The organism is Pseudoalteromonas sp. 120-MNA-CIBAN-0494 (genome assembly GCF_040308885.1).
Taxonomy (GTDB): domain Bacteria; phylum Pseudomonadota; class Gammaproteobacteria; order Enterobacterales; family Alteromonadaceae; genus Pseudoalteromonas; species Pseudoalteromonas nigrifaciens.
The window spans coordinates 1-13,488 of record NZ_JBEOOE010000052.1; the positions used below are offsets into that span (position 1 = coordinate 1).

Consider the following 13,488-nt stretch of genomic DNA (forward strand, 5'->3'; position numbering starts at 1 on the left):
ATATTGTTAAAGAACGTTTTGAGTCGCTTTAGCGTCTCAAGGGATGCGTATAATACATCCTTTATTTTTCGAGTCAATACTTTGTTTTAAACTTTCTTTTTGGAAGATTTAAAACCGAAGTTTTATTTAACTCTCTGAGTAGTTGCTGCCTTGCTATGCATCGTCCGCTACGCGTCGCCATATCCCTTCTCAGTGGGGTCGCATTATAGGGAGATCCGAAAACAGATCAACTGTTTTTTAAAGAAAACTTGAAATAAACTGCTGTTCGCTGAGTATTTGAGCTAAACACGTTAAAAATACAACATAACTAGCAAGCTATTAACAACTAAAGATATTTTTATACCTTCTCATATTTAAAAGTAGGGTTAAACGATCTTTATATAAAGGCTAATGCCCCAGATGATCACGACGATCGACAATGCAAGTGTTACTGCAGCAGATCCCATATCTTTGGCTCTACCTGATAATACATGCCGCTCTGTGCTTACCCGATCGGTTAGGGCTTCAATTGCGGAGTTTAATAATTCGACTATAAGCATAATCAGTAGCGTACTAACAAGTAGTGCCCAATGAAGTAATGACGAAGCTAACCAAAATGATAGTGGTAACAAAATAATGCATAGGAGTAGCTCTTGTCTAAATGCGACTTCTTCTTTAAACGCGGCTTTAAAGCCAAGGTACGAACAATAGCTTGCTTTAAAAACACGCTTGAGACCGAGGCCATTTGGTTTTAATACATCTTTCATTAATAAACTCTATAAATGAAGGTCAAAATAAAGCCCCGCATTGCGAGGCTTTTATTTACGCTACACCGTATTGGTCGCGGTAAGCTTTAACTGAGGCTAAATGCTGATCCATAGTCCCTTGGCTTTCAAGGTAACTAATTAGATCTGCTAGTTTTACAATAGAGATGACTTTGGTATTAAAGTCTCGTTCAACTTCTTGAATAGCTGATAACTCGGCTTTACCTTTTTCTTGGCGATCAAGGGCGATCAATACACCACTTAGATCTGCGCCATTCTCTGCGATAATTTCCATCGACTCACGAATAGCAGTGCCGGCGGTGATCACATCATCCACTAGCATGATTTTACCTTTAAGTTCAGAGCCTACTAATGTGCCACCCTCACCGTGTGCTTTTTTCTCTTTACGATTAAAACAATAAGGTACATCTTTATTGTAATGATCTGCTAGAGCAACTGCGGTTGTTGTTGCAATAGGAATACCTTTATAAGCAGGGCCAAATAATACATCGTACTCAATGGCGGCATCTTCTAATGCTGCAGCATAAAAACGGCCTAAACGCGCTAAATCTCGTCCTGTATTAAATAAACCAGCATTAAAAAAGTACGGGCTAGTGCGGCCTGACTTTAAAGTAAATTCACCAAACTTTAATACCTGCTTTTCTAAAGCGAACTCAATAAACTCTATTTGATAATCTTTCATATACAGTGATCCTTTGCGTTATGCTAATGCTTGCTTTTGTACGTCGATAATTTCACGAATAGAGTGCTTAGCTAATGTAAGTAACTCATCGAGTTCGTCGAACGAAAACGGTTCACCTTCGGCAGTTCCTTGAATTTCGATAATTTTGCCGGTTTCGGTCAGAATGACGTTCATATCGGTTTCTGCTGCTGAATCTTCTATGTACTCTAGATCACTAATGGCTTGGCCTTTATAGATGCCTACCGAAATTGCTGCAATCATGTATTTAAGTGGGTTTGAATTGATCATCCCTTTAGCACGCATATGCGTAAGTGCGTCAACTAATGCAACACAGGCACCACTAATAGATGCGGTACGTGTTCCGCCATCAGCTTGAATAACATCGCAATCAATAGTAATAGTGTTTTCGCCAAGCGCTTTTAAATCAACAGCAGCACGAAGTGCACGCGCAATTAAGCGTTGAATTTCCATAGTACGACCGCCTTGTTTTCCACGCGCCGCTTCACGGGCATTACGTGTGTGCGTTGCACGCGGTAACATACCGTATTCTGCATTGATCCAACCTTTACCTTGGCCTTTCATAAAACGAGGTACACCCGATTCAACTGTGGCAGTACAAAGCACCTTAGTATTACCAAACTCAACAAGTACTGAGCCTTCTGCATGCAAAGTATAATTACGTGTAAATGTAACAGGTCTAATTTGGTTAGCTGTTCTTTCGCTTGGACGCATTGACGATCCCCTTAATTCAGAATTTGCGACATTATAAGTGCATGTCGGTGTAGATGCCATGCTGATTGTAAAATATTCAGTCTATTAAATTTTCCCTAGAGCTTAAGCAGTGTTACGGTATAATCATTGTAATATTGTATTTATTAATTTTAGGAAACTATCCATGATCCACAGTATGACTGCTTACGCGCGTCGCGAAATAAAAGGCGATTGGGGCACCGGCACTTGGGAAGTTCGTTCAGTGAACCAGCGCTACCTTGAAACATTTATTCGTGCCCCAGAGCAATTTCGTGGCATGGAGCCAGTAATTCGTGAGCGCTTACGTAAACATTTACAACGCGGTAAAGTTGAAGTTTTCTTAAAGTTTGTAGCAAACCCTGCGCATGTTGGCGAGCTGTCAATTAATGAAGCACTTGCAGAGCAGCTAATAAATAGTGCTAAGTGGGTACAACAACACAGTGATGGTGACATTAACCCAGTTGATATACTACGCTGGCCTGGTGTTATGGAAGCACAAGAGCTTGATATGGATAGTGTAAATACTGCACTTATTGCAGGCTTTGACCAAGTAGTAGAAGATTTTAAATCTGCACGTGGTGATGAAGGTGAAAACCTACAAGAGATGATAGCTACTCGCCTTGAAGCTATTTTAGAGCAAGTAGCTATTGTAGAAACGCACATGCCTGAAATTGCCAAATGGCAGCGCGAAAAGTTAGCGCAAAAACTCGAAGATTTAACGGCTAATATTGACGAATCACGCCTTGAACAAGAGCTTATTTATTTAGCCCAAAAACAAGATGTGGCTGAAGAATTAGATCGCTTAAAGTCGCATGTTAAAGAAACCAAAAAAATTCTTACAAAAGGCGGGGCATGTGGTCGTCGTTTAGACTTTATGATGCAAGAGTTTAACCGCGAAGCAAACACATTAGCATCTAAGTCTATCAATAGTGACATTACTACTGCCGCTGTAGAGCTAAAAGTGCTGATTGAGCAAATGCGTGAGCAGATCCAAAATATTGAGTAATGCTTTAATGTTCAAGCCTTAAAATTGAGCACTAAGAGTTAATTAAAGTGCAATAGTGTTATTAAAGGCTTGAGTTATTTATAACTCAAGCCTATTTATTTTAGATAGAGAAAAACATGGCTCAAACTCGCGGAAACTTATTTATTTTATCGGCACCATCGGGAGCGGGTAAATCAAGCTTAATAAATGCGTTATTGAAAAAGCATACGGATATGAAGGTATCTGTATCACACACGACTCGCGCTAAACGACCTGGTGAAGAGAATGGTGTACATTACCATTTTGTATCAACCGATGAATTTAAAGCACTCATAACTAAAGATGACTTTTTTGAATGGGCGCAAGTGTTTGATAACTACTATGGCACTTCAAAACAAGCTATTGAGTCGCAACTAGATGCTGGTATTGATGTGTTTTTAGATATTGATTGGCAGGGTGCGCAGCAAGTGCGTAAAATTATGCCTAGTGTACAAACTATTTTTATTTTACCGCCTTCAAAGGCAGAGCTAGAGCAACGTTTGAATAACCGCGGCCAAGACTCGCAAGAAATTATTGCTGGGCGTATGGCACAAGCGCAATCAGAAACGTCACATTACAACGAATACGACTTTGTAATTGTTAATGATGACTTTGATACTGCACTAACCAACATAGAAACAATTGTTATGGCGCAGCGTTTAACATTAAAAATGCAAAGCGTTCGTCATCAAAGTTTACTAAATAGCTTACTTAAATAATGTAAGCTTTGCTTATATTGCTATTAAGCAAGTAAAACAGATAAAAATTAACCACTGGCTATTGGCGAAACAGGCTGCTTGCAGTAAACTACGCCTTTGCTTTTAAATTATTTTGGAGTGCTGAGATGGCCCGCGTAACAGTTGAAGATGCAGTAGATGCAATTGGTAATCGTTTTGACTTAATTTTAGTTGCGGCCCGTCGTGCCCGTCAAATTGCTGTTGGTGGTAAAAGACCACTAGTAGACCCTGAAAACGACAAGCCTACGGTAATTGCTTTACGTGAAATTGAATTAGGTTTGGTAGATAGCTCATCAATGGACGTTATTGATCGTGAAGAGCAACAACATCAAGAAGCAGCTGAATTAGCTGCTGTTGCTGCTATTGTTGGTGGCAACCAATAATCGACCTCCCGGTCTGATTTTAGCCAACGGCGCAGTATTTCTTCACTAGCCGTTGGCAATCCTGTCTTTTCATCGTATATTCTTAACTTACCGTTTCCTATTTGCTTCACAAGAACATTGGAGTGTGAATGTATCTTTTTGAAGGTCTTAAAAAGAAAATCTCAGAATACTTGCCAGCCGCCGACGTTGAGCTGGTGCAAAAAGCCTATGTGGTAGCCCGAGAGGCCCATGAAGGACAAACTCGTTCAAGTGGCGAGCCCTACATAACTCATCCTGTTGAAGTAAGCCAAATTCTTGCAAGTATGCATCTTGACCATGAAACACTTATGGCTGCGTTGATGCATGATGTTATTGAAGATACTAATTTTAGCCAGCAAGACTTAGCTGAAATTTTTGGTGATACTGTTGCTGAATTAGTTGAAGGGGTAAGTAAGCTCGATAAACTTAGCTTTAAAGATAAAAAAGAATTCCAAGCTGAGAATTACCGCAAAATGATTATGGCAATGACCCAAGATATTCGGGTTATTTTAATCAAGCTTGCCGATCGTACGCACAATATGCGCACATTAGGCTCACTACGCCCTGATAAGCGCCGCCGTATTGCCCGCGAAACATTAGAAATTTATGCGCCAATAGCCAATCGTTTAGGTATTCATGATATTAAAAATGAGCTAGAAGACTTAGGTTTTCAGGCTTTATATCCGATGCGTCATCGTGCACTTAAATCTGAAGTAGCTAAAGCACGAGGTAATCGCAAGGAAGTTATTTCTAACATTCAAAACGAAATAGAAATGCGTCTTGAGCAATCAGGAATAAAGGCAACTGTGTCTGGCCGCGAAAAGCATATTTATAGTATTTATAAAAAAATGCTTAATAAAGAGCTGTTATTTAATGAAGTAATGGATATTTATGCGTTTAGAATAGCGGTTGAATCTATGGATACCTGTTATCGCGTTTTAGGCGTAGCACATAACTTATATAAACCAATTGAAACACGCTTTAAAGATTATATTGCCGTGCCAAAAACCAATGGCTACCAGTCTTTACATACCTCTTTAGTGGGTCCGCATGGGATTCCGGTTGAAATTCAGATCCGTACCCATGACATGGATCATATGGCAGATAAAGGGGTCGCTGCACATTGGATGTATAAAAAAGCAAATGATGGTGGCGCTGGAAGTACTGCACAGCAACGTGCACGCCAATGGATGCAAAGCCTGTTAGAGTTACAGCAAAGCGCTGGCTCGTCGTTTGAGTTTGTTGAAAATGTAAAAACTGAATTATTCCCTGAAGAAATTTACGTATTTACACCTGATGGTCGTATTATTGAGCTACCTATGGGCGCAACAGCGGTTGATTTTGCTTATGCGGTGCATACTGACGTGGGCCACACTTGTGTTGGCGCACGTGTTAATCGCAAACCTTACCCGTTGAGTAAACCAATTGATACAGGGCAAACGATAGAAATAATTACCAGCTCTGGCGCTCACCCTAATGCAACTTGGCTAAACTTTATTGTTACAGGTAAAGCGCGCTTAGGGGTTCGTAATTACCTTAAAAGCCAGCATCACGAAGAAGCACTCCTTTTAGGCCGACGTTTACTCGATTCTGCATTGGGTGAAAGTAAGCTCGACAGTATTGCCCAAGAAAATATCGACAGAGTACTTAAAGAGCATGAGCTCACTACAGTACAAGCGTTATTAGTTGAGATTGGTTCTGGCAATTTAATGAGTATGCTAATTGCAAAACGTTTATTGCAAAACGAGGATGGTGATGTAGCCAATATTGCCAAGCACGCCAAAGCAACCATTATTGGTACTGAAGGCATGCTAGTTAACTATTCTAAATGCTGCCGCCCTGTTCCTGGTGATGCTATTACTGCACACATCAGCCAAGGTAAAGGACTAACAGTTCATCGCCAAGAATGTAAAAACATTCGTGGGTGGGAAAATGATCGCTCTAAATACTTAGTGGTTAAATGGGATGACAACCCTGAAAAAGAATATATTGCGGCTTTACGTGTTGAAATTATTAACCACCAAGGTGCACTCGCTAAGTTAACTAATGTGGTTGCGACAACACAAGCTAATATTGTAGAAATTGCCACCGATGAAAAAGAAAGTAATTTATACGTGATAGATTTAGGGATTACCGTTAAAAACCGTATCCATGTTGCTAATATTATGCGTCGCATTCGTGTGATGCCTGATGTGCAAAAAGTCTATCGTAAAAAGTAAAATAGGAAACACATGAATAAAGCATTTATCTCTACCGACAAAGCACCTGCTGCAATTGGCACTTATAGCCAAGCAGTTAAAGTAGGCACTGCTGTTTATTTATCTGGTCAAATACCCTTAGTACCTGAGACGATGGAAGTCATATCAGAAGACTTTGCGCAGCAAACACACCAAGTATTTAAAAATATTGCTGCGGTATGTGAAGAAGCAGGTGGTCAAATTCAAGACTTAGTAAAAGTGAATATTTACCTTACCGACTTATCTAACTTTGCAATAGTTAACGAAGTAATGAGCCAATACTTTAAAAAACCATACCCTGCCCGTGCAGCTATTGGTGTAAGAGCTTTACCTAAAAATGTACAAGTTGAAATTGATGGAATTATGGAGTTACCTTCAACTAACTAATTTATTCTAAGAGCTATAGCCAAAGCTATAGCTCTTATTCTGCTACTTCCTGCGCATTATTATCCTCAATTCTTGACTCAAAAGTAAATTTCTAGCACTCTATTATTCTGTCACATAAACAAACTTAACTTTGATAGTAAAAAGGATTAACTCGTGTTTAAGCTTGCTCATAACGGAAATGTATTACTTGATATCGGTAAGCACTCGCCCCCTTCAGCCGCTTTTATAATTGAAGCACTAGAAGAGTCGAATTTTTGTGATTGTAAAATAGATTATGACTCTATTAATAATTTTTTTAAAAGTAAAAACCCTGAGCCTATCTTAGTAGTAGCAACTAAGCGCGATGCAACATTAAGTGTGACTATTAGTGATGACAAAATGCTCGCTATTGGCGAATTAACACTAGCTCAAGGCGGTAATGTTCTTAGTTTAGATGATGCAAAAATGCAGCTGGTAAAAGCGCGAGTAGCAAGAGGTTATAAACAAGCTTTTTTAGAAAAACTCCTACAAAAACAATTTGAAATGCCGGCCGGAAGCTCAACTAAAGGCATTTTGGCTAAAGGCAGATTACCTATTGATGGCCAAGATACTAAATTTAATACTTTAGTAAAAACCCTTAAAGATCGTCTAAAAATACCAAAACTAAAAGATGATGGCAGTGTTGATATGCGCGACTTTGGTAAATTAGCCAGTGTAAGCCCCGGCGAAACACTTATTCGCCAGCAACCAGCCACGCCAGGTAAAGAAGGGTTTAATGTACTTGGCGACTTACTCCCAGCTAAATCAGGCGAGATACTTTCTTTAGTTTCTGGTGAAGGCACTGAAATATCAAAATCTAACCCACTTGAACTTGTCTCTACTATTGCTGGTGTACCGGTTGAAATAAATAATGGCATGCGTGTTGATGATATTTTTACCATATCGGAAGTTACAGTAAAAAGTGGTCATATTGATTTTAATGGCAGCGTTATTGTTAGTGGCAACATTGAGCCAGGTATGCGAGTAAAGGCTAAAGGCGATATTACTATTTTTGGTACTGTTGAGTCTGCACAGTTAACAGCCGATGGTAACATTACCGTAAAACAAGGGATTATTGGCCATTATAAACCTGAAGATAAATCACTCTCTTGCACGCTCAACTGTAAAGGTGACATCTATATTTCACATGCACAATATAGCTACCTTGAAGCAACTAATATACTCATTGAACGCCAAGCAAGTCACTGCTCAATAAAGGCTGTTAATCTACTACAAGTTGGTCAAGCAGAGCTCCCCAAGGGTAGGCTGTTTGGCGGAGAAGTGCTAAATGCAACAACCCTTATTGCTGGGGAAATAGGCAATGAATCGGGGGCAAAAATGGTCATTAACTTAGCTGCATCGGGGGCCGAAATCACTGCTGATACCGATAATTGCTTTCAAGACTTAGCAAATACCGATAAACAACTTGATACCTTACAAGCCGCATTAGAAAAAGCCGATTTACTTAAGGATATAGAAAAAAGAATATGCTTATTGGGAAAATTGGCGCGACTCAACAGCATTACTGCCAACAAGCCGAGCAGTTAGAAAAGCGCTTATCAAACCTAGAAAATAATTTACATGATTTATTGAATAATGCCAATTTAGCAGTTAACAGTGTTTTACATTCAGGTGTAGTGATACATATTTTTGATAAAGTACTCAAAACAACGCGAACTTATCCTCCGTGTAGTGTAAAGCTACAAAATAATAAAATTGAGGTAGAATTTAAAACGCATTAAAAATGAGTGCTTTTGAAGCACTCATTAAATCAACCTACTTAACTAAGGGGCTATTTAAATTTGTTAAATTGCCCAAGCAGTTATGCTAATTGGCTTTATTATTTATAACAAGCCATCGAATGCAGCATGAGTGTGCTGCGGCCATGCACTCACTTGTACTTGGCCAATATGTGGTTTTTGTAATAACAACATAACAAGACGAGATTGACCAATACCGCCACCAATTGTTTGCGGAAATTTATTTTGTATTAATGCCTTATGCCAATCAAACTCTAAACGGTCTTCGTCACTCGTCATACTTAATTGTTTTTGCAACACATCTGGACTAACGCGGATCCCCATAGAAGATAGCTCAAATGCGTCTTCTAATAATGGGTTCCACACTAAAATATCACCATTTAACCCTGCGTATTTGTCACAGGTTGGCGTTGACCAGTCATCGTAGTCTGGTGCTCTTACATCATGAATTTTACCATCACTCAATTTACCACCAATGCCAATTAAAAATACCGCCCCGTACTCTTGTGCAATCGCTTTTTCTCGTTGCTTAGCACTAAAATCTGGGTACATTTCTCGCAGCTCTTCGCTATGTACAAATGTAATACTGCTTGGCAAAAATGGCATAATACCAAATTTATCGCTAACAAATTGTTCCGTTTTTTTAATACCGGTATAGATTGCTTCAACTGTTTGTTTAAGTGTAGTTAGTGTGCGCTCGCTATCTTGGCAGATCACCTTTTCCCAATCCCATTGATCAACATATACTGAGTGAATAGGACTCAACGAGTCTTCATCTGGGCGTAACGCCTTCATTTGTGTATAAATGCCTTCACCATGAGAAAAGCTATGATCTCCTAATGTTTTACGTTTCCACTTTGCAAGTGAGTGCACTACTTCGTAACGGCTATCTGGAATAGCTTTTATATTTACAGCTACCGCATTTTCATGGCCACTTAAGTTGTCTTGAGTGCCATCGCCCACTCGAGCAAGTATAGGAGCTTGTACTTCTATTAATCCTAATTGCTGCTCTAGTTGCTGTGAAAAAAAATGCTTAACTTGACTTATTTGCTGCTGCTGCTGCACATAAAGTGAACTCATAATAATTGGCCTCATTCCCAGTTATTGTACTTTCGTAACTCATTGCGTCTTAAATAACGCTTCAATATGGTTATCGTAACAATTTAATTATTTAATTCAATAACCCACAATAAAAATAGCTTTAACATATTAAAAGCATCAATTAAATGCTATAAAACATTAAGATTCAACAATCAAAGAGTGTAAAGGTAATGGAAAATTATCAAATCGATAATCTCGATAAACAGATTCTGCATGCATTAATGGCCAATGCACGCACACCCTACGCAGAATTAGCAAAACGTTTTAATGTGAGTGCCGGCACAATTCATGTTCGTATTGAAAAAATGAAGCAAGCGGGGATCATCACAGGAACTCAGTTAACTATCAGCACCAAGCAGTTGGGCTATGACGTGTGCTGTTTTATTGGGATTAATTTAAATAGTGCACGCGACTATCCGCAAACCTTAATTAAACTCGAAGCACTAGAGGAAGTTGTTGAAGCTTATTACACCACTGGTAACTACAGTATTTTTATCAAAGTAATGACTCGCTCAATCGATCATCTGCAAGATGTACTGATAAATAAAATACAAGCAATTGAAGCTATTCAATCAACAGAAACTCTTATATCGCTACAAAACCCAATTAGCCGCACAGTAATGCCTTAACACTAAAAATCTCGTATAATTACTGAAAAAGAGGATAATCATGCAGCAAACTCGCTATCAAAGAATCGCAGACGTACTTTCGCGCCGACAAACTGACCTAACAGTGTGTTTAGAGGACGTGCATAAACACCATAACCTTTCCGCTATCGTAAGAAGTGCAGACGCCGTAGGTTGTCATCACGTGCATGCCGTATGGCCAGAAAATCAAAAATGGCTTACTAATAATACCTCTGGTGGTAGTAAAAACTGGCTGGAAACACATTTACATAAAAATATTGACGATGCGACAACAGCTATGCGTGCTCGTAATCCCGATATACAAATACTCGCGACTCACTTATCAACCGATGCCGTTGATTTTAGAGAAATAGACTATACTAAGCCAACCGCCATTATTGTCGGCCAAGAAAAAACAGGGATCTCAGAGCAAGCTTTAAAACACGCTGATCAAAACATTATTATACCCATGCAAGGGATGGTTCAATCACTAAATGTATCCGTTGCAGCTGCATTAATACTCTTTGAAGCTCAACGTCAGCGCGAACTTGCAGGGCTTTATAATCGCAATATGTTGAGTGATGAAATTAAACATCCCATTTATTTTGAAGGGTGTCACCCTATTATTGCTCGGCAATGTAAGCTAAAAAAGCTTCCCTACCCGGTACTCGATGAGCACGGTGAAATAGTAGCTGATGAACAGTTTTGGCAAGCTTTAAAACATGCTTGATGCCACGTCGCACTATAAGTACACTTAACTCACTTACAAATAATAAGATTTGAGCCCAACTTGTCTAAACCTAGCTTAAGCCAATACCCAATAACAGAACTCAAAGGCGTTGGCCCTAAAATGGCCGAGCGATTGCTAAAGCTAGGTATTTCTACAGTACAAGACATGCTGTTTCATTTACCTCTTCGCTATGAAGACCGCACCCGGCTTTATACTATAAACGAGCTTTCATTACACAGCCATGTAAGCGTGGAAGCAACAATTGAAACAAGCCAGATCACCTTTGGTAAAAGGCGCATGCTAGTTTGCCAAATAAACGATGGCACCGGCAGACTTACACTACGATTTTTTAATTTTACCGCAGCACAAAAAAACGCCCTCAGTGCAGGAAAAATAATACGTTGTTTTGGTGAAGTTCGCCGTGGGCGCGTAGGCTTTGAAATGAGTCATCCGGAATATAGCATAAGCGACACACCCAATGAGCAGCCTACGGCTACAACGCTTACTCCGGTTTACTCAACCACTGAAGGTTTAAAGCAATTATCAATTAGAGCACTTAGCGATCAAGCTATTAATCTATTGCAAAAATATTCAGTAGAGGAGTTGCTTCCAGCGCAATGGCAACCTTCTAATTTAGGGCTAAGTGATGCCTTACTATTATTACATCGCCCACCTAACGACATAGACGTAATTGCACTTGAACAAGGTACTCATCCAGCTCAGCAGCGCCTCGTTTTTGAAGAGCTACTAGCGCAAAACCTCAGCTTGTTAAAAATACGCCAACAAGGGCAACAAGTTAAAGCAGTCAGCTTAAATCCTAACAACGCATTAGAAAGACAATTTTTAGCGCAGCTCCCTTTTGATCCAACCAATGCACAAAGTCGTGTAGTAGCCGAAATTAAAGGTGATTTACAACAGCCCTACCCTATGATGCGTTTAGTACAAGGCGATGTTGGCTCAGGAAAAACATTAGTCGCAGCATTGAGTGCATTAACTGCTATAGCGCAAGGTTTTCAGGTAGCCTTAATGGCTCCTACCGAAATTCTCTCCGAGCAGCATGGGATTAACTTTAATAACTGGTTTAACCAATTAGGCATAACAGTTGCCTGGCTTGGCGGTAAAACTAAAGGTAGAGAGCGTGTAACTACACTTGAAAAGGTAGCCTCCGGTGAGGCGCAAATGATCGTCGGTACCCATGCGCTATTTCAAGACGAGGTGAAGTTTCATAATCTCGTGCTTATTATCATCGATGAACAACATCGCTTTGGTGTTCATCAACGATTATCACTGCGTGAAAAAGGCCGTTTTGGCGACTGTTACCCGCATCAACTAGTAATGACAGCAACACCTATACCTCGCACACTTGCAATGACCGCTTATGCCGATTTAGAGACCTCAGTAATAGATGAATTACCACCGGGTCGCACACCCATAACAACAGTGGCATTACCAGACACTCGTCGAGGCGATATTATCAAGCGTGTTAAATTAGCCTGCCATGAGCAAGGCAGGCAAGTTTATTGGGTATGTACGCTCATCGATGAATCAGAAGTGCTGCAATGCCAAGCCGCCGAAGATAGCGCGCAGCAATTAAAAGAAGCCTTACCAGAGCTAAACGTAAGCCTTATACATGGACGGATGAAAGCTGCAGAAAAACAAGCCATTATGAGTGAGTTTAAAGCTGGTAATATTCATGTTTTAGTCGCAACCACAGTTATTGAAGTAGGAGTGGATGTACCTAATGCCAGTTTGATTATTATAGAAAACCCTGAGCGTTTAGGTTTAGCACAATTACACCAACTACGTGGTCGAGTAGGGCGTGGAGCTACCGCTTCGCATTGTGTACTTTTATACCATGCACCTCTCTCACATACAGCACAAAAGCGTCTGGGCGTGTTAAGAGATAGTAACGATGGTTTTGTTATAGCTGAGCGAGACTTAGAGATCCGCGGCCCTGGTGAAGTGCTCGGCACTAAACAAACCGGTTTAGCTGAATTTAAAATTGCCGATCTAACCCGCGACAAACACACTTTAAATCAAGTCAGGCCAATAGCGCAGCAAATGCTAATACAGCACCCAAAACAAGTAGACGCACTTATAAGTAGATGGCTTGGTAATAAATCCAACTACGCACTAGCTTAAAACTGCGCTCTTTCACAATATCGAGATTATCCCTAGTACTTTCCAGCTTAAGTTTTACTTTTCTGCAGACGTAAAAAAGCCCGAATATTTTCAATCGGGCTTTCTCGATTTGGAGCCTGGCAATGTCGT

At 40.0% G+C, this 13,488-nt stretch carries 12 protein-coding genes and 1 pseudogene; 9 read left to right on the forward strand and 4 right to left on the reverse strand.

Going from position 1 to position 13,488, the window contains the following annotated elements:
* Positions 1-365: 365 nt before the first annotated feature.
* Genes AAEY55_RS17275 through rph form a run of 3 tightly spaced genes read right to left on the reverse strand, consistent with a single transcriptional unit; the run spans position 366 to position 2,178 of the window.
* The gene (locus tag AAEY55_RS17275; RefSeq protein ID WP_011329424.1) at positions 366-746 is read right to left on the reverse strand and encodes a diacylglycerol kinase; all 381 of its coding nucleotides are present in this window, start codon (positions 744-746) and stop codon (positions 366-368) included.
* Between the two features lie 55 nt (positions 747-801).
* The gene (pyrE, locus tag AAEY55_RS17280) at positions 802-1,446 is read right to left on the reverse strand and encodes an orotate phosphoribosyltransferase (RefSeq protein ID WP_011329425.1); all 645 of its coding nucleotides are present in this window, start codon (positions 1,444-1,446) and stop codon (positions 802-804) included.
* An 18-nt stretch (positions 1,447-1,464) separates the two neighbouring features.
* Complete coding sequence (gene rph, locus AAEY55_RS17285; RefSeq protein WP_011329426.1) at positions 1,465-2,178, reverse strand: ribonuclease PH; 714 nt, start codon at positions 2,176-2,178, stop codon at positions 1,465-1,467.
* Positions 2,179-2,341: 163 nt separating this feature from the next.
* Between rph and AAEY55_RS17290 the strand changes: the two genes are divergently transcribed.
* The 6 genes and pseudogenes from AAEY55_RS17290 to AAEY55_RS17315 all read left to right on the forward strand — a co-directional run bounded on the left by AAEY55_RS17290 (position 2,342) and on the right by AAEY55_RS17315 (position 8,742).
* The gene (locus AAEY55_RS17290; RefSeq protein ID WP_011329427.1) at positions 2,342-3,202 is read left to right on the forward strand and encodes a YicC/YloC family endoribonuclease; all 861 of its coding nucleotides are present in this window, start codon (positions 2,342-2,344) and stop codon (positions 3,200-3,202) included.
* Between the two features lie 116 nt (positions 3,203-3,318).
* The gene (gene gmk / locus AAEY55_RS17295; protein WP_350552429.1) at positions 3,319-3,939 is read left to right on the forward strand and encodes a guanylate kinase; all 621 of its coding nucleotides are present in this window, start codon (positions 3,319-3,321) and stop codon (positions 3,937-3,939) included.
* Between the two features lie 125 nt (positions 3,940-4,064).
* Positions 4,065-4,340: a DNA-directed RNA polymerase subunit omega gene (gene rpoZ, locus AAEY55_RS17300; protein WP_011329429.1), complete on the forward strand. Its 276-nt coding sequence runs from the start codon at positions 4,065-4,067 to the stop codon at positions 4,338-4,340.
* A gap of 128 nt (positions 4,341-4,468) precedes the next feature.
* Positions 4,469-6,577 (forward strand): bifunctional GTP diphosphokinase/guanosine-3',5'-bis pyrophosphate 3'-pyrophosphohydrolase, encoded by a 2,109-nt coding sequence (gene spoT, locus AAEY55_RS17305; protein WP_086996267.1) that lies wholly within the window; start codon positions 4,469-4,471, stop codon positions 6,575-6,577.
* 12 nt (positions 6,578-6,589) lie between these two features.
* A complete protein-coding gene (locus AAEY55_RS17310; RefSeq protein ID WP_011329431.1) occupies positions 6,590-6,982 on the forward strand; it encodes a RidA family protein in 393 nt (130 codons plus the stop codon).
* 153 nt (positions 6,983-7,135) lie between these two features.
* Positions 7,136-8,742: pseudogene (locus AAEY55_RS17315) on the forward strand (DUF342 domain-containing protein).
* A 102-nt stretch (positions 8,743-8,844) separates the two neighbouring features.
* On the opposite strand, the gene asnA reads toward AAEY55_RS17315, so the two are convergent.
* The gene (gene asnA, locus AAEY55_RS17320; protein WP_089368837.1) at positions 8,845-9,840 is read right to left on the reverse strand and encodes an aspartate--ammonia ligase; all 996 of its coding nucleotides are present in this window, start codon (positions 9,838-9,840) and stop codon (positions 8,845-8,847) included.
* 191 nt (positions 9,841-10,031) lie between these two features.
* Here asnA and asnC point away from each other — a divergent pair, with 191 nt between their 5' ends.
* The 3 genes from asnC to recG are packed head-to-tail and all read left to right on the forward strand — an operon-like array spanning position 10,032 to position 13,359.
* A complete protein-coding gene (asnC, locus tag AAEY55_RS17325) occupies positions 10,032-10,490 on the forward strand; it encodes a transcriptional regulator AsnC (RefSeq protein ID WP_011329434.1) in 459 nt (152 codons plus the stop codon).
* 40 nt (positions 10,491-10,530) lie between these two features.
* The gene (trmH, locus tag AAEY55_RS17330) at positions 10,531-11,217 is read left to right on the forward strand and encodes a tRNA (guanosine(18)-2'-O)-methyltransferase TrmH (protein ID WP_089368838.1); all 687 of its coding nucleotides are present in this window, start codon (positions 10,531-10,533) and stop codon (positions 11,215-11,217) included.
* Between the two features lie 60 nt (positions 11,218-11,277).
* Positions 11,278-13,359: an ATP-dependent DNA helicase RecG gene (gene recG / locus AAEY55_RS17335; RefSeq protein ID WP_350552434.1), complete on the forward strand. Its 2,082-nt coding sequence runs from the start codon at positions 11,278-11,280 to the stop codon at positions 13,357-13,359.
* Positions 13,360-13,488 lie beyond the last annotated feature (129 nt).